Annotated in this window: 20 protein-coding genes; 15 read left to right on the top strand and 5 right to left on the bottom strand. The window is 64.9% G+C overall.

All coding sequences use genetic code 11. The features are described from left to right. Positions 1-58 precede the first annotated feature (58 nt). The 3 genes from VN706_01585 to VN706_01575 all read right to left on the bottom strand — a co-directional run bounded on the left by VN706_01585 (position 59) and on the right by VN706_01575 (position 4,324). Complete coding sequence (locus tag VN706_01585) at positions 59-904, bottom strand: hypothetical protein (protein ID HXT14290.1); 846 nt, start codon at positions 902-904, stop codon at positions 59-61. 92 nt (positions 905-996) lie between these two features. After that, complete coding sequence (locus VN706_01580; GenBank protein ID HXT14289.1) at positions 997-3,981, bottom strand: hypothetical protein; 2,985 nt, start codon at positions 3,979-3,981, stop codon at positions 997-999. Between the two features lie 205 nt (positions 3,982-4,186). Next, the gene (locus tag VN706_01575; protein ID HXT14288.1) at positions 4,187-4,324 is read right to left on the bottom strand and encodes a hypothetical protein; all 138 of its coding nucleotides are present in this window, start codon (positions 4,322-4,324) and stop codon (positions 4,187-4,189) included. A 14-nt stretch (positions 4,325-4,338) separates the two neighbouring features. Here VN706_01575 and VN706_01570 point away from each other — a divergent pair, with 14 nt between their 5' ends. Continuing rightward, positions 4,339-4,653: a hypothetical protein gene (locus VN706_01570; protein HXT14287.1), complete on the top strand. Its 315-nt coding sequence runs from the start codon at positions 4,339-4,341 to the stop codon at positions 4,651-4,653. A 53-nt stretch (positions 4,654-4,706) separates the two neighbouring features. Here the strand turns inward: VN706_01570 and VN706_01565 are convergent, their stop codons facing one another. Beyond that, positions 4,707-5,498: a hypothetical protein gene (locus VN706_01565; protein ID HXT14286.1), complete on the bottom strand. Its 792-nt coding sequence runs from the start codon at positions 5,496-5,498 to the stop codon at positions 4,707-4,709. 169 nt (positions 5,499-5,667) lie between these two features. Between VN706_01565 and VN706_01560 the strand changes: the two genes are divergently transcribed. Next, the gene (locus VN706_01560; protein HXT14285.1) at positions 5,668-6,807 is read left to right on the top strand and encodes a helix-turn-helix transcriptional regulator; all 1,140 of its coding nucleotides are present in this window, start codon (positions 5,668-5,670) and stop codon (positions 6,805-6,807) included. On the opposite strand, the gene VN706_01555 is transcribed toward VN706_01560, so the two are convergent. After that, positions 6,773-7,528, bottom strand: coding sequence for a DUF5602 domain-containing protein (locus VN706_01555; GenBank protein ID HXT14284.1), 756 nt, complete (start codon positions 7,526-7,528; stop codon positions 6,773-6,775). The genes VN706_01560 and VN706_01555 overlap by 35 nt on opposite strands. A 148-nt stretch (positions 7,529-7,676) precedes the next feature. Between VN706_01555 and VN706_01550 the strand changes: the two genes are divergently transcribed. The 13 genes from VN706_01550 to VN706_01490 all read left to right on the top strand — a co-directional run bounded on the left by VN706_01550 (position 7,677) and on the right by VN706_01490 (position 16,098). Next, complete coding sequence (locus VN706_01550) at positions 7,677-8,153, top strand: DUF4440 domain-containing protein (GenBank protein ID HXT14283.1); 477 nt, start codon at positions 7,677-7,679, stop codon at positions 8,151-8,153. A gap of 217 nt (positions 8,154-8,370) precedes the next feature. Further along, complete coding sequence (locus tag VN706_01545) at positions 8,371-9,495, top strand: DUF11 domain-containing protein (GenBank protein ID HXT14282.1); 1,125 nt, start codon at positions 8,371-8,373, stop codon at positions 9,493-9,495. Positions 9,496-9,714: 219 nt separating this feature from the next. Next, positions 9,715-9,948 (top strand): hypothetical protein, encoded by a 234-nt coding sequence (locus tag VN706_01540; protein HXT14281.1) that lies wholly within the window; start codon positions 9,715-9,717, stop codon positions 9,946-9,948. Between the two features lie 51 nt (positions 9,949-9,999). After that, positions 10,000-10,488, top strand: coding sequence for a VOC family protein (locus VN706_01535; GenBank protein HXT14280.1), 489 nt, complete (start codon positions 10,000-10,002; stop codon positions 10,486-10,488). Further along, positions 10,485-11,309, top strand: coding sequence for a hypothetical protein (locus VN706_01530; GenBank protein HXT14279.1), 825 nt, complete (start codon positions 10,485-10,487; stop codon positions 11,307-11,309). The genes VN706_01535 and VN706_01530 overlap by 4 nt, the downstream gene beginning before the upstream one ends. Before the next feature lie 19 nt (positions 11,310-11,328). Continuing rightward, positions 11,329-12,087: a hypothetical protein gene (locus VN706_01525; protein HXT14278.1), complete on the top strand. Its 759-nt coding sequence runs from the start codon at positions 11,329-11,331 to the stop codon at positions 12,085-12,087. 15 nt (positions 12,088-12,102) lie between these two features. Further along, positions 12,103-12,864: an NAD-dependent deacylase gene (locus VN706_01520; protein HXT14277.1), complete on the top strand. Its 762-nt coding sequence runs from the start codon at positions 12,103-12,105 to the stop codon at positions 12,862-12,864. An 85-nt stretch (positions 12,865-12,949) separates the two neighbouring features. Beyond that, a complete protein-coding gene (locus tag VN706_01515; GenBank protein HXT14276.1) occupies positions 12,950-13,207 on the top strand; it encodes a hypothetical protein in 258 nt (85 codons plus the stop codon). 1 nt (position 13,208) lies between these two features. Next, positions 13,209-13,751 carry a hypothetical protein gene (locus tag VN706_01510; protein HXT14275.1) on the top strand — a complete coding sequence of 181 codons (543 nt, stop codon included), beginning with the start codon at positions 13,209-13,211 and terminating at the stop codon, positions 13,749-13,751. Then, entirely contained in the window at positions 13,744-14,304 is a 561-nt protein-coding gene (locus VN706_01505) for a hypothetical protein (protein ID HXT14274.1), read from the top strand. Before VN706_01510 ends, VN706_01505 begins: the two co-directional genes overlap by 8 nt. After that, a complete protein-coding gene (locus VN706_01500; protein ID HXT14273.1) occupies positions 14,294-15,013 on the top strand; it encodes a GNAT family N-acetyltransferase in 720 nt (239 codons plus the stop codon). The genes VN706_01505 and VN706_01500 overlap by 11 nt, the downstream gene beginning before the upstream one ends. A gap of 25 nt (positions 15,014-15,038) precedes the next feature. Next, positions 15,039-15,692 (top strand): hypothetical protein, encoded by a 654-nt coding sequence (locus tag VN706_01495; protein ID HXT14272.1) that lies wholly within the window; start codon positions 15,039-15,041, stop codon positions 15,690-15,692. Between the two features lie 7 nt (positions 15,693-15,699). After that, positions 15,700-16,098, top strand: coding sequence for a VOC family protein (locus VN706_01490; protein ID HXT14271.1), 399 nt, complete (start codon positions 15,700-15,702; stop codon positions 16,096-16,098). Positions 16,099-16,101 lie beyond the last annotated feature (3 nt).

Here is a 16,101-nt window from a genome sequence, read left to right as displayed (position 1 = left end):
ACGACCTCGGCCTTGTCTATTAGCAAACGTTGAATCGACCAAGGACCTTACCGGCGAGCTACGGCCTCCCGACAACGCCCGCTTTCGAGAGGTCCGAGCCGACCGCGCGCAACACGAAGGGACAGGGCCCGATGCCGTTAAAGACGTGTGGGTCCGCCGCGGTAATCGTCCCAACGAGCCGAGTGCTGTCCGCCAGAAAGGCGTGATACACGAATTGAATGGTATCCGACAACGTCATCGTGCCGGCGATGTCGGCATCCACGACAGCTCGCGATTCGGGACGAACAGCAGTGAGCTTGACGGTGCCCGCGGTGAGCGTGCTGTTGCCGCAATGCATTGCGGGCGTGGCCGAGTACGTACCAGTGCCATGCACCGAATCGCGCTTCGACCACGCGAGCGTCAGGTTCATTCCCAGCCCGTTGAACGCGGAGTTCGTCGACCAGTTTCCGCTTGGCGGCAGCCGCAGAGGCTCGGGCACCACCTTTCGGAAGTGAATCAATCTCGTCGTCCCCTTCCGGTCGTGCATCGTGCCGACGAGATCGGTCGGCGACTCGAGCGTTGCGTTGATGTCTCCTTCGTCATTGATGAGGAGATCTTGCGCGATATCCGGGAAGAGCAGGGCCGAATACAACACATGGAGCTGTAAGACGTTTCCGCTCACGGTCCCGGAGACGCCGACCTCGCCCCAGAAGAAAGGTCCGTGATCCCAGGTCCCGCCGCCGCTCACGGTGTCATTGGTGACGCTGAGCTTCCAGTTTTCCGTCGAGTCCGCGCTCGCCGCGACCCACGTGCCGGCAAGACGCGCGGGATCTGGAGCCAGCGAGCGGATCTCCGAACATCCGGCCGTCACGATCGCGAGCACCAGCATTCCCCCGGCTACGACATTCAAACGACGCACGTGCATGCACTTTCTCCTATGAGGTGGATACCTGCTAAACGCCCAATCGTCACGGAGCGTCACTCCGCGGTCGAGGCCTTCGCGGTCGAGGCCGCCGCTTACAACGTTGCGCGAATCCATCGCGCAAACCGGCTGATGAGCGACGACTGGCGCGGCAGCAGCCGCTCCAGCTCCGCCGGCTGATCCACCCACGTCGTGCGCGCCATCATATAGAAGAGATCCGCCAGCCCGGCCGACGCCTGCGGGCCCGACACGATCAACATCGCCTCGCCATCCGAAACCAGCCCGCGATCGTCCATGTTGTGCGAACCCTCGGCGAAGTAGAAGCTCACGCGCTTGCGCTCCGCCTCCGGAATGCTCGCCTCGTAGCTCTTCATCATCTGATCGGCGCGGCGCGTTGCCGCGGTGTCGACGGCGGGATGTGTATCTCCTAATTGCTGGGCGAACGTTTCGCTCTGGCTCGACTGCGTGCGCATCGCTTCGGCGAGCATGTCGTCCCACCCAGGCTGGCGCAGCAGCGCCGCGATCGCGTCCGGCCGGGCAATGAGCTGCGTCTTGCGATGCGGCTGCGGCGGTTGCGGTTTCGCCGTGGTGGCGAGCTTCGTCGCGTCCGGGCGGCCGGCGTTCGCGATCTCGTGCTCGACGCGATCGAGGACCATGAGAGTTTTGTCATCGAAAGGAATCACCTGGCGAATCCACGGGTATTTCGCCAGACCCGCGCGGACCTCGCGCAGCCGGCCCGCTGCGTCGTCCTCTTGTGCCTGCGCCGCGAAGAGACCGATGTGCAGCTCACCACCGCTCTCGCGCATCGCCGGTGTGAGACTGTCGCGCAGCGCGAGCATGTGAATCAAGACGTCGTGGGCGCGCGCCATCGCCGGTGCGTCGGGAATCGGCGCGTTGCCGAGTGCCGGCGCGATGATCTCGACGCGCGCGCCACGAGCCGCGGCTCCGGCGAGCATTCCCGCCCATGTCTCGCTGAACCAAAGTTGGTCGGGTACGACGATCACCGCGCCCGGCTGCGCGAGGTTGTACAACATCGCGCGCGCGATCGACGATCGCTTGTCGCCGAATCCCACTTCGTTGTGCACCTGCAACGCGCGCCCGATGAACTCGCCGAGGTTGGCCTTCTCTTCCTGAGCGCGTTTGCTGGCGACGGAGCGCAGTGGCGCCGGAATCTCGCTCTCCGAGAATCCGTTCACGCGCAACGCCTGCCGAAGACCGGCGCGCGCGTCCAACGTCGCCGGACCACGAATACGAAATCCGCGATCCTCCCACGATGCACTGGAGTACACGTCGCCGATGCCGATCCCCATCACCAGCACCGCACCGCGATTCGGATCGGCTTCGTTCACGTCGTAGATCACGAGCTTGCGGTGATCGCGCATGACGTTGTCGGGCGTGAACGAGACACCCGGGATGATGTGGCCGCTGCGGAACGAGAAATCCGACTGATTGGCGACGTTCACGTGCACCGAGACGATGTTGCGCAGCCAACGCCCGGCATCGCCCGACGCGCGCGCATCCTGCTGCAATCGGCGCGACGCCGCGATGGCCGCGCGCAGCTCGTCCTGTCGCTCGCGCAGATGCCGCTCGCGTGTGCCGTCGTCGCCCTTCAGGTGCATCGACGCGTTGAGCGGATCCTGAAGAATCGTGAGCCAGAGACGCCCGTCGGACGTTTCGTAGAAGTATTGGTCGTGCAGAATCATGTACATCGGCATCACGCCGGTGCTGTCGTAGCGACGCACCGCCGCGGTGAGCGCCGGAAAATACGCATCCGCCACGATCGTATAGCCGACGTTGTCGATGGCGCGGGTGTACCACTCGCGTCCCATGAACTCGTGCGTCCACAGCACGTGATACTGCCGCGCCGCGAGGATGGAACGCGCCACCTCGAGGGTAAGATCGGTGCTGCGCATGTACGTCAGCGCATTGCCATCGGTGAATGGATGCCCGACCACGCGGCCGATCAGCGAATCGACCTCGAGCTGGTCGTCGTACTGATCGAACGTGAGCGCCAGGTCCATCGGCAGCCAGACGAGGCGCGAATCGCGAGTGTGCGCGACGATCGCGCGCATCGGCGACGTCACCGCGTCGAGCCACGCGGCAAACGCCGACTCGGCGAGCGATCGTTTGTCGGTCGCGATGCCGGATGAATCGCTCAGCCAACGCTCGAAGTCCGCGATCGCGCCGCCCGCAAGTCGCGAGATGTCGACGTGCTTCGCTCGCCCAAACACCGAGTCGACGGGAATGATGATGCGATCGAGCACCGCGTCGCGCGCACGCCGCGCCGCGATCGCACGCTGGGTGCCGTCGAGCGCACGGCCGAACAACTCCTCGAGCGCCGTACGCGAGCGGTCCATTGCACCGCGATAGCTGCTCGCGCGCGCCGTGTGAATCGCATCGTTCGTGTAGAGATTCGAATAGGCCGCGATCGTCGCCGACGCAGACTCGATGTCGCGCGCGAGGTGTTGCATGGCCGCGTCGCGTGCCGCAGTCATCGGCGCTCGCGCTTGCGGAGGATCTGGAATCGTGACGGTCGTCGCGCGCGGACGCGTGCGTCCGGCCAACGGTTGGAAAGTGGGAGCGGTAATGCCAATGCGCAGAGTCTGTTCGCGCGCTGGAATCCAGTCCACGCGCACCATGGAGCCGTGGCCGAGCAGGCCGCCGCGGCGAATGGCGCTCTGCCAGCTCACGATGGTGTTGACGCGCCCGTGCCGAATGTCCCAGTCGGCGCCGATGCTCGTCGCGAGCAGTCGCGAGGTCGCCATCGCACGAATGCCGTCGTCCTCGATGCCGCCGATGCTGCCGTAGCCTTCGACGGTTCCGCCGATGACACCAAGCAACGGGTTGAACGCAGTGATCGGTGGTTTGTTGAAGGAGTGAAACGCGCCATAGCTGAACGTCGCGCCATAGCGGCCACCCTGCGCGTACGCCGTTCCTTGTGCCGAGAACTGCTGGCGCCAGATCGGCGGCTGTCCGATTGAAAACACTGCCGCCGAGTCAGCTTGCTGGCTTCGCAATGCGCTGGCGTCGAGTACAGCGAGCGCGATGACGACGGCGCCCGCCTTGAATGAGCGGATCATTGCCCGCCACGAAGGCAATCTTTATGCGCCGCCATCAGCGTTTCTGCGATGCTTGCCCGCCTCATCGCTTCGCCATGGCCTGCGGCCAGGCGTGCAGGGCGCCTCTCGTCCGCGGACAGGACCGAGTCCACCTGAGCAGTCGCGAGCCGTTCGGAAACTGATCGCCGAACCTCCTTTGCCCGACGCCAGCGGACCACGGGCATGATCAAGGAGGCTTCTCATGTCCGTTCGCCGCCTGCCCGTGCGGCCTGACCTGGAACAGCTGCAGCGTCAGGCCAAGGAACTGCTCCGCGCCATCCATGCGGGCGATGCAGACGCCATCGCCGAATTGCGCGAGCACCATCCTGACCGCACGGTGTGGACGCGAACACGATGGAGCATTTGCTCGGCACCGATAGCCGGAATCCGGCGGCCAGGCATCGCATTCTCGAGATGTACGTCGAGCACGGCTTCGTGCCGCCCGATACGCCGGCGATGGCGCTGCATCGTGGGCGCATCGCCCTGCTCGAGGCGCATCTCGCGCGTGAGCCGTACACCGCGCAAGGGACGCCGGTACACGGAACGACGCTTCTTCACATCGCCGCGTACTTCGACGAGCTGGAGATCGGCGAATGGTTGCTCGATCGGGGCATGAATCCGGACGCGAGCAGTATCACGCGCGAATCTTCGTGAGCGCCGAGTCGCTGCGGTCGATCGAGGCGAGCGGCGGCCGTCGATGATAGCAGTTATTTAATGATGAAATCATGAACCATCCCGTGGGCGGCGTGCGGTTTGCCGTCCTTCGCGTCCGGAACGAAGCACAGCATCACGTAGTGGCCCGGCGTGAGATCGAGCGTGAGCTCGTTCTCATGACCGCGCGCCATCGGACTGACCCCGCCGAGGAAATGCGCCGGTGGCGGCCCCGCCATCTTCTCCGCCCACGCGGCGAGATCCCCTGGCGTCTTGCCCGGCAGCAGCCGCGCGAGCTCGAGCTCGTGTGACTGCGCCGCCGTGTTGCGTACGATCACTCGATGGACGCCGCGCGTGAGCGGTCCGCTCATCTCGAAGGCGTAATCGGTCAGCGTGATCGTCGCGCCTCGCGACACGTGCGGCATGGACGCCGGCTGTACCGACGGGGCGACGATGAGATCCTTGTACATCCCCTTCATGACGTGCGGAACGCCGTCGGGGCCGGGGATGATGCACAGCACGGCGTAGTGCCCGGCGGTGAGGGGCACGGTCGTGGCGAGCGAGGTCGTTCCCGGATCGGCGCCGTTCGCGCCGCCGACGTCCGTCGCCCACGCCGGCGGTGGACCGCCGGCCTTGAACGCCGCCACGAGATCGGCCGCGGTCTTTCCCGCCGCGAGTCGCGCGAGATAGAGGTGGTGCAGCTCCTTGCCGCGATTCACCACGCGAAACGTCGTCGCGCCAGCGGGCAGCGTATCTGGCATGGCGAACTTGTAGTCCGTCGCGACGACGGTGACGTCGCGCGGCGGCGATCCGCCCGCGACGGCGAGCGCGAAAAGCAGACTCAGCATCGTTCGACTGTCCTCCGTGACCGTGCGCCGAGCGCACGGCGGCATCCCTTGTGTTTTGTCCGGACTTTCGCCCAGGTTGTGTACGTCAGTTTGAATGAGCGCACGGGTCGCCCGCTGTCCCCAAAAATCGGGACGTGACGTTGGCGGCTCGGCAGGAGAAGTCATTCGTATGGAATCGATTCTTCGCAACATTCAACGCGCGTGCACGGCGGGACTCGACTCGGTGACCCTGCGCCGGGAGCTCGTGCAGCGCATTGCCTCCGACGTCCCGGTCGACGCCTACGCGTTCAGCATCTGCGATCCCGACACGGGCTTGATGGCGCACACCGTCGCCCAGGGCATTCCGCCGACGCTCGGCCGCGCGTATGTGGAGCGCCTCTATCCGACCGAGTGCGCCACCATCGCGGTGACGATGTCGCGTCGCGGCGCCGCGGTCTTCTCGATGCTCGACAAGTCGCCCGCCGCGCGACGAACGTTCGGCAATCACGGCATCGAGTCGCACATTCACTCGACGTTCGTGCTCGACGGACGGCTCTGGGGCACGTGGTGCATGATGCGCGAACACAAATCACCGCACGACGCGCGTTCGATGGCGCTCCTGCGGCGCGCCGGTCCGTGGATCGCACGCGGGCTCAAGTCCGCGTCGCTCGTCGATCAAGCGCTCGTTGCACAGGAACGCAAGGACATAGCGGAATCCGGATCGACGAGTCCCGGCGTCGTCGTGCTCGACGGCCGCAACCGCCCGCTCGTTCGTACCGCGCTCGCGAAGCGATGGTTGGCCGACCTCGCGGATTCCGGCGTCGGCGATGCCGATGATGTACCGCTCTCGGTGTTGGGCATCGCCACGCGTCTGCGCCGAACCCCGAGTGATCTGCCGCAGGAAGTGGTGCTTCGCCTGCGCGGCGCGTCGGGACAATGGTATGTGCTCCGCGGATCGCTCGCCGAGTCGGATGCGTCGGCCGCGTCGGCGGTCGTCGTCGTCGTGCGGCCGGCGGTGCGGCGCGAAATCGCGCCCATGCTCACGCATCTCTACGCGTTGTCCGAGCGGGAGCGCGAAGTCGTCGCCGCCGTCGCGCGCGGCGAGCCGACCAAGTGCATTGCCGCCGCACTCGGCGTCTCGCCGCATACGATCGAAGAGCATCTCGAGCGCGCGTGCCGAAAGATCGGCGTTCGCGGACGGAAGGCGCTCGTCGCCAAGCTGTTCGTCGACGGATACGCGCCGACGGTGACGGCGCCGTCGCCCGCGAAGACGCCGGCGGCAATCGCGCGAACCATCAGTGCATCACGAGAGAATCGAGCGACACCGTAATCGTGTGCGCAGTGGCGTCGTGACGTACGCTGTAGCTCGTCGGATATGATCCGCCGGTTTGAAACGCGGCCGGCTGTTTCACCGCGCCGCTGAAATCGGCGCCACTCTCGAGGAACGCGAGCGTCACCATCGGCTCGGTGAAGATCATCTGACCCTGATGGAACCCGTAGATGAACGTGTGATCGAACGGATGGCCGTGGAACTCCGCGGCGAGCGTATCGCCCCAGTGCACGCCCATCATCGGCACCGACTCCACTTCGGACTGGTAATCGCGCGGCACGAACTGCGCGGCGACGGCTGTCGTGTCCGGTCCGCCGGCAATCGCCATCTGCGCGCTGGTCGGGATCATATAAAAGTGAAAGTCGAAGTGGGGCACGGTGTATACATGCGGCGGCGGATGGCCCTGCGGATTCCAGTCGAGCGCCAGGTGATCCCATGGTCCGGCGCTGACGCCCGCGGGAAGACTCAATTGCCATTCGGTCATCGGCGTCGTCGCCGGCAGGCCGGTGAGCGCGTTGTCGCTGAGCTGCACGCCGATCGACCTGATTTGGCCATCCTGCTCGATGACCACGGCGTGCGCCGTTCCGTTGCCGACGGTCACGCTTGGGCCGTCGAGCTCCGTGGGTGCCGGTGGCGTGACGTTGTCGTCGCTGCACGAGGCGACGCCGGCGACCAAGGCGGCGCCGGCGAGTGTCACGAGTGTGGTGAGTACTGCTCGCATCCTGCTTCTCCTCTCGAGGCTTGTCATACGTCAATGCTCGAAGGATTCGAGATGCGGCGCTGTCCCGTTTTTTGGGGACGGCATGGCGCACGGTACGCAACGTGCGCCAGTCGAGTGATTTCAATACCAGTTTCTACCTGGAGCGTCCATGCGTACTCGTCTGTCGTCAGGCCTTGTGACGGTGTGTCTTCTGTCGCTGAGCTCGACCCATGCGTTCGGGCAAACGACGTCAGAAGCGCGGAAGTCCTACGACGCCGCGATTCAAGAGGCGAAGCGCAGTTTTCTGAAGTGCGATGTGGATGCGATGGCCGGCGTGACGGACGACTACACCGGCGTCAATCCGGCTGGACGCGTCACGAAAGGACGAGCCGCCGAGTTGCAGGGAGACCGTGAGCTCTGCGCAGCGAACACGATTACAGCGTGGGACGCGACGACCACCGATTTTCACAGTAGTGGTTCGCTTGCGTGGGCGGCGGGCACACTGAAGATGACATTGAAGTCGAAAGCGACGGGCAAGGTGGAAACCCAGGAAGGGCGTTACCTGGCGACCTACGTGCGGCAGCCCAACAACAAATGGCTGCAGCAGTACTTCATGATGGCACCGATGGCGCCGGAGAAGAAATAGTCGGCTCATCGCGCGCGCTGGGAGTGCCGCTGTATCGATTCGAGCAAATGGCGTCTCGCTTCGATGCGCTCTCGCGCCCTCACTCGTAAGGATTCTGGGAGTGCACGAACCTTAACGCCAAACCGAGGAACGATCGAACCAGGCTCCGCGTTCGTGTCCACGTCGCACGCACATACATGCAGGGACACGCACACACTTCTCGCGCGGAGCGATTCAAATGGGTCGACGTTCAGCTACACTCCTTTCCCTGTTCGCAGCTACTGCAATTGCGACGATGGCGGCGTGCGGCGACCATAATGATCCCGTCAGCAGCAATCGCACGGCGGCGGGACTGCATGCGTCGGCGTCGGGCGGCACCTCGGGGTCGAGCGGGCCAGCCGCCGATCTCCAGATCAGCGGGTCGGCGAGCACCGGATCGCCATTCACCGATTCACTGTTCGTCTACACGTTCCAGATCAAGAACGTCGGGCCGGACAGCGCGCCGGACGCAACGTTCGTCGACACGTTGCCGCCGTCGCTGACCTTCGCGAGCGTCACGCTCGTCAACACCGGTGGCGTCGTCTTGTCGCAACCGGGGGCGATAATCGGCCCCATATCCATCACGCCGTTCTGCACGCAGACGCTGACCCCGACGAACGTCGTCGCGCTATGCGACGTCGGCTTCCTGAAGAAGAGTGGGAGCGTCACGATCCAGGTGAGCGTCGTCGCGCCCGATAGTCCAGGGCCCATCTCGAACACCGCGCACGCCGTCTCGAGCTTCCCCGATCCGTCACCGGCGAACAACTCGGTCACTATCAACGTGCAGGCGCAGGCGGCAAAGCCGGCCAAGGTCAATCCCACGCCGACGCCGCCTCCTCCGACGCCCGTCCCGACGGTGGCGTTCTCCACGCTGCCGGCCGAACAGTTCGGCGGTTACGTCTTCGCGGGTGGCCCGAGCGGCGTCGGCTTCGAGTTTACGCCGACCGTCTCCGGTCCCATGGTGAACCTGATCACCGCGACGGAAGCGTCGGGCGGCGGAAAGTCCGAATTCTGGATCTATAATGATAATCCACTCAATCCAGACAATCCGGGCACTCTGTACTTCGGCCCGATGTTCGGCGTGATTCAGTCGACCTTTGCGCTCGACATCATTTCTTTCCCGAAGGGTGGGCCGCCGCTCGTCGCCGGCCAGAAGTATTGGCTGTTCGGGTTCGGCGTGACCGGTGAGCTCAGCGGATTGTGGCATCTCTCGTCGAATGTCCTGGCCACCACGCCCTGCGCGAGCGGCCCGTTCCCAGGCATCGGCGTGGAACCCGGCGCAGCATGCCGCTACCCGGCATTCCAAATCAGCGTGCTTCACTAATGCGGTAGCCGGCGCGTCGGTCGAGCGCGACGACACGCACATCGACGGTGAAACACCGAAACGGAGACAGCCGGTTGTCTCCGTTTTGGTGTTTTACGATGCTGGAGACAGGCCGCAACGCGTCCGGTCGCGCCGACGGCGCCGCTGCTTGACGGTCTGTGGTCGAGGGATAAAATATTATCTCATGGAGATAAAAATTTATCACTGGCGACAGGCTTCGTGTTCTATCTGGAGGCGGCTGACCTCGTGCAATTCATCGGCGCGACGTTCGGGCGCGACACGCTAAGAGGCGAGTGGTCGCACGGCGGGTTGGCCAATGTACGCGAGACGCTGGGAATCGACCGTGCAACGCTGGAGCACAATTGGCGCGCCGCTGTCGCATCGCGAACGGCCCCGGCGTGGCCCGGGTGGCCGGCGTGGCGCGCGCAACTCAACAAATACGGTTGCTCGTGAAGGTCTGTATCATGAATGTTGATGCGGACCACACGCTAACGGAGATCTGACATGGCCACCCCACCAAAGAACACGATTTGTCTCTGGTACGACCGCGAGGCCGAAGAGGCGGCGCGCTTCTACGCCAGCACCTTCCCCGATTCGAGCGTGCGGGCCGTTCATCGCGCGCCGGGCGACTATCCGTCAGGCAAGAAAGGCGATGTGCTGACCGTGGAGTTCACGGTGATCGGCATTCCGTGTCTCGGACTGAACGGCGGACCGACGTTCAAACACAACGAATCCTTCTCGTTCCAGGTCGCCACGGTCGATCAGGCCGAAACGGACCGGTACTGGAACGCCATCGTCGACAACGGCGGCCAGGAGAGCCAGTGCGGTTGGTGTAAGGACAAATGGGGATTGTCGTGGCAGATCACGCCGATCGCGTTGACGCAGGCGATTACGGATCCCGACCCCGCCGCCGCCAAACGCGCCTTCGATGCAATGATGGAAATGCAGAAGATCGACATCGCGACCATCGAGGCCGCACGCCGCGGGCATTGAGCGTCGGCAGCGACGCCGAACGCGCGGCGATCGATCGCCCGACGGTCTACGCGATCGGAGCGATCTCGTATTTCGCCGCCGTATTGATTCATGAAGGCCTCGGTCACGCCGGCACCACCATGTTGCTCGGGGGCCGTGTCGTTCAAATCACGAGCGCCGCGTGCACGTGTGATGTATCGGCGCTCACGCCGTGGGCGGCGCGCACGGTGTATGCGGGCGGATGCATCGCGAACGTGCTCACCGGTATGTTGGTCCTTACGCTCGAACGGCTCGTGCCTACGACGCGTTCAACGTTGCGCTATGCCTGCTGGCTGTTCGGTCATGTGAGTCTTCTCATTGCGACCGGCTATCTCATGGTGTTTCCCTTTCTGCCGGCGGGCGATTGGCATGACTTCGTTGCAGGGTTGCCGAACGTCCTCGCGTGGCAGTTGGGCTTGACGTTGATTGGCATCGTTGGCTACGTCGCGACAATGCAGCATGCGCAACACGGATTGGACGTATTCGGCGGCAGCGATCCGCGCGAACGAGCGGTGCGTGCACGTGTCCTGACGCTCGGACCGTACCTTGTTGGTGGCATTCTCGAGACACTCAGCGCCGTCGTCGGCGGCGGCGGAATTCTGGCGTTGATCTCCGCGGCACCGGCGACGTTCGGCGGTACGATTGGACTGCCCATCGTGGGACGTCGCATGAGTAGCGCGCGCGGCACGTCGGCGGCCCATGGGATGACGTTGTCGAGGTCGCGCGGTGTCCTGGTGTTCGGGTGGGTTGCGGCGATCGTTCAGCTCTTCTGGCTTGGTCCGGGGCTGCTGCGGAATCATTGAAACGATACGCGATGGAGCTATGACCGTCGATTTCAGCGCGCAGTGCACGTGGCCCAATCTCGCCGAACCGTTTGCGTCGGCACTACGCGATGCGGTCGAGTTCATCTTCAAGGAATTCGAGCCCGCCGGCATCATCGCGACCGGAACGATCGTTCGCGGCGCCGCGCACGCGAACAGCGATTTGGACCTCTATGTGATTCGCCTTGGATCGCATCGTCGTCGCGTGCAACGTTTCTTCCGCGGTGTGCCGGCCGAGATCTTCGTGAATCCCCCGTCCGCGGTACGCAGCTATTTTCGCGACGAGGATCGCGACGGACGGCGGCTCACCGCGCACATGTTGGCGACGGGCGTCGTCGTCTTTCAGCGTGACGCAGTCGTCGACGAACTGCGCTCGGAAGCCCGAGAGTGGCTGGCGAAGCAGACGGCGACGTCGGACTTCGAGCGGCTCGCCACGCGATACTCCATTGCGTCGCGGCTCGAAGACGCGATCGACGTGCTCGCGACGGACGAAGTCACCGCGACCATGCTGCTGGCCGACTCGGTCACGGCTATGCTCGAGTATGCGTGCAAGACCGGCACCGGCGCGATTCCCCGGCGGAAAGATTTGCTTCGGACGCTCGCCGAGCGGCATCCCGATCTCGCGCGACTCGCGGATGCATTCTTTCGCACGGCACCGACCCGCGAGCGCGCCGACCTCGCATTAGCACTCGCTGATGCCACGATCGGTGCGCGTGGCTTCTTCGAGTGGGATTCCGGCGAGGGTACGGCCCCGGAATGAGCCTACCTCGCGCGAATGAGTGACGACATACTCGGGGCCGCGATTGACGCCGCGGCGCGCGCGTTGGCGGCGGCAACGTCCGTCGTCGTGTTCACGGGCGCCGGCGTGTCTGCCGAGTCGGGTATTCCGACTTTTCGTTCCGGCGCGAATGCGTTGTGGTCCAACGCCGACATCGCGCAGTTCGCGAATCCCACCGGGTATCGGCGTCGTCCGCACGACGCGTGGAGCTGGTACGCGAAGCGTGCACAGGTCGCGCGCGAAGCGCAGCCGAACGCCGCGCATCACGCGATCGCCGAGATCGAGCGGCGCGTGTCGTCGTTCGTGTTGGTGACTCAGAATGTCGACGGCTTGCATCGCCGCGCGGGAAGCGCGAACGTGATCGAACTGCATGGAACATTGCGTCGTGCGCGTTGCTTCGCGTGCTCACGCTACTCGGAGTGGCCCGAACCCCCGGGTGAGCCGACGTGCGGCGATTGCGGTGGATTGCTGCGTCCGGATGTTGTGATGTTCGAGGAGATGCTGCCGGAAGGCGCGATGGAGGCGGCGATCGACGCCGCGCGCGCGTGTGATGTGTTGTTCTCGGTCGGGACGTCGGCGCTCGTGTGGCCCGCGGCGGAGATTCCGCGGGCGGCGGTGAACGCGGGAAAGACGGTGGTCGTCGTGAATCCCGATCTGGAAGGGCACCCGTGGGGACGCACGACGATCTCGGTCAGGGGTGCGGCCGGAGCGGTGTTGCCGCGGGTGGTGGAGCGAGCGTGGAACCGAGAACAACGGTGACCGGAGGAATGGGAGCAATGCGGTTTATCGGTTGCCATGTGGCGAAAACCATGGATCGCACGCGACCGTCGAGACGCGTTCACACATGAGCCGACCGCCCCGCGCACTGCTGCTCGACTATGGCGGCACGCTCGTCGAGGAAGTCGCGTTCGATACGCGCGCCGGCATCGACATCCTCCTGGCCGCCGCGGAGAACTCCCCAAGCGAGGGCGTCGTCGCCGGTGCACGTGCCGCCGGCATGCATGCGATTCACTATGTGGATTCTCGAACAGCGGGTGCCGACGTATCTTCGCTCTCTTGCACGTGGCCCGACATTGTGACATTGGTGCGTCGCGCTCTCTGACATGACCGAATCCCGCCTCCTGCTTCAGCATTTTCTCGCCGCGCTGGCGTATCGCACGCAAAAGGCGCTGCGCGACGCGCCCGACGACTTCGCCGACTTCCGCGCGGCGCCCACAGCGCGCACGCCATACGAGCTCCTGTGGCACATGTCCGGCCTGATCGGCTACGCACGCACCATGTTTCACGGCGGGGAGTTCGAGCCGCCCCGTCTGACAAGCCTCACGGCGGAGATCGAGCGCTTCCACCAATTGCTCGGCGAGCTCCGAGACGATTTTGGCAACGCGGCATTGTCCGCGCACATTCGCGACGAGCAGTTTCTCCAGGGGCCGTTGGCCGATGCGATGACGCACGTGGGTCAGATCGCGATGCTTCGGCGCATTCATGGCGCGCCCATACCCTCGGGGAATTTCATCTTCGCGACGATCGATGCGAAGAATCTCAGTCCCGCGCAATCACTGCCCAACGCCCCGGATCCTGATTGGCGCGCCGACGAGATGCCGCATGCCCCCGGTCCGCGGCGTCGGCACCGCGATGGCAATGTCTAGCGAGCGTCGCTCGAAATCATCCGCCGCGTCGGTCGAACGAGCGCTCGATGGCGGCGATCGGCGCTCCGTGGGACAGGTGGCTCAACTGGTGAGACGTGTGCGCCGAAATCCGGCGATGCTCGGCGACGTCGTTGCTGCGCTCGCCTCGCCGCGGCCGCTTGTCGCCATGCGCGCCGCCGATGCGCTGGAGAAGATTTCGCGCGACGATCCGAATTGTCTCGCGCCGTTTCGCCGGCGATTGATCGACGTCTGCGTGCGAACGGGCGATCCAGTCGTGCGGTGGAATCTGATTCAATGTCTTCCGCGTTTGCGGCATCGTCGGCCGGCGCTGCTTCGGCTGACCCGCCAGCTCGAGGTGTGGCTCATGACCGACCCGAGCGCCATCGTGCGTGCCACTGCGCTCGACGCGTGCGTCGCTCTCGCGGAGCGCGACGCGGAGCTCCGACCATTTGGCGAGCGTCTCGTCGCGGAGGCGCTCGCCGCGCCAAGTGCGTCGCTTCGCGCGCGGGCGCGCCGACTGTCGGCAGCACGCTCGGCTCCGAATGCGCGATGATCGTATGCTCATGGATCTGCACATCGAGGCGCTGTACACGCTCGATGGCGCCGGTCAGCTCGTGCGGGTCCGCGTGCACGACGGCTTGCCGGCTCCACGCGTGTTCGTCGGCCGTACCGCGAATGCCGTCGCGTATCGCTTCCGCGCCGACGTAGCGGAGACGATTCGTCGTGAGGTCGTCGCGGCGTGCGATGCGGCCGGCGAGCTTACCGAAGACGCGTCGCTGGAAGCGCCGGCTGAGCTGGCCCGTCTAACGGCGATCGTCGCACGCTCGGCGCCCGTCGACGGCAGCTCGGCCGGGCCGGTATTCGCATTCTCTAATAACGCCGACGTGCCCGCCGTGCCAAGCGGCACAACCGTCGTGCACGTCACCCGGGACAACGTCGGCGTGCTGCGGGCTTTCCTGCCGGCGTGGATGCCCGATGTTCACCACTCTCCGCCACTTTTCGCGCTGCTCGTCGATGGGAACGCGGTCGCCGTGTGCGGAAGTGTGCGCATCACGCCTCGCGCGCACGAAGCGGGCGTCGAGACCGCCGCGGCATTCCGAGGCCGCGGCTACGCGGCGTTGGTGGTTGCCACGTGGGCGCAGGCGGTGCGGGCGATGGGTGCGGAGCCGCTCTATAGCACCAGTTGGGCGAACACTGCCTCGCGCACGGTGGCGCGAAAGCTCGGACTTCTGCATTTTGGCAACGATCTGCACGTGACGTGAGGGGCCACTTCCCAACGGAGCCCGCATGACCAAACGTCGGACGTTCCTCGGCCAACTCGGTGCCCTCGCCGCCGGGGTATCGGTCGCTCCCGACGAGCTGCGCGCCGCCTCGGCGCGAAACATGGGCCCGTGGGACACCTCGTGGCTCGACCGCCTCGCGGCCGCACAGTACCGCGTCGTCTTCAACACCAGCGAGATCAACGACGGCAACGTGCTGAGCTACGCGTCGACATTCCTCGACGATTACCACACGGTCCATGGCACGACCGACGCGCAAACCCGGCCCGTCATCGTGTTTCGCCGGCTCGGTACTCCGATGGCGGTGAACGACGCGATGTGGGAACGCTACGCCATTGGCGAAGACCTCAAGATCAAGGATGCGAATACCCACGCCTTCGCGACGCGCAACGTGTACTGGAAGGCACGCGATGGGGCAACGGGGTACGAAGCAAAGTACGCGATCGAACCGCTGCAACAGCGCGGGTTGATCTCGCTCGTGTGCAACGTTGCGCTCGGAAACTGGGCGGCAGGCATGGCGCGGAAAACCCAACGCGATCCCGAAGCGGTGAAAGCCGAAGCGCGCGAGAATCTCATTCCCGGCGCGATTCTCGTTCCGTCGGGAATCTACGCGTTGATCCGCGCGCAGAACGCGGGGTGCGCCTACATGCCTGGTACGTAGCGCATCTATGATCGAAATCTCACGCGTCGTTCCACAGCTGCGGACCACCGATCTCGGGGCGTCGATCCGATTCTACACGTCGCTGCCCGGATTCTCGCTCGCGTTCCAGTACGAGGACTTTTACGCCGGCATCCTCGCGGGCACGCAGCCCATCCACCTCAAGCTCGTCGACGCGAAGGATCCGTCGATCGACGTCGTCGCGCGCGACGAGCATCTGCATCTCTACTTCGTGACTCCGGACATCAGCGCGGCGGCACAAGCCGTCCGCGACGCCGGCGTGCCCATGGTGAAAGACGTCCACGCGACCGAATGGGGCACGCGCGAGTTCGTCATCCGCGACGATCAGGGACACACGTTGTACTTTGGCGAGGCGGCCGAAGATTCATCGAGCGCGAACCCGGAATAGGCG

The sequence above is a fragment of the Gemmatimonadaceae bacterium genome (assembly GCA_035606695.1).
Taxonomy (GTDB): domain Bacteria; phylum Gemmatimonadota; class Gemmatimonadetes; order Gemmatimonadales; family Gemmatimonadaceae; genus JAQBQB01.
The sequence above is the reverse complement of the archived record's forward strand: the minus strand, read 5'-3'. Positions and strand labels throughout refer to the sequence as shown.